The sequence below is a fragment of the Mesorhizobium sp. M2E.F.Ca.ET.209.01.1.1 genome, assembly GCF_004010375.2.
Lineage (GTDB): Bacteria > Pseudomonadota > Alphaproteobacteria > Rhizobiales > Rhizobiaceae > Mesorhizobium.
Genome location: NZ_SADP02000551.1, coordinates 1 through 350 on the forward strand (window position 1 = coordinate 1; position 350 = coordinate 350).

The following is a 350-nucleotide window of genomic DNA, read 5'->3' on the forward strand; positions in this document are numbered from 1 at the left end:
CCGGTCTTCTCGAGCCCGGCGGGGTTCGCAAAGGTGGCGAGGGCGATGCGGCCGATCGCGAGCGAGGCGCCGTTCGAGAACGTCCCGACGAGCGTGCCGTCCTTCGCGATCGAGTAGCCCTGCAGCGCCCCGGCGGCGGCGCCGTTCTGCGAGGCGATCGAGGCCGTGTCGAGCGACGCGTAGCCGGTGAGCTGCGACAGGTCGACCGCGATGCCGCCGACGTTCAGCGTGCCACCGCCGGTGAGCTTGCCGGTGCCGTCGAAGGTGACCGAACCCGTCGCGGCGGTGCCCTGGTCGAGCTGTCCGCTGACGTCCCAGCCGCCGGCGGACCGCTGGAAGGTCAGGCGGAG

General features: G+C 72.9%; 1 pseudogene. It reads right to left on the reverse strand.

The window, feature by feature from the left end:
• Window positions 1-350 (reverse strand): annotated as a pseudogene (locus EN852_RS36870) (hypothetical protein); the annotation flags it as partial.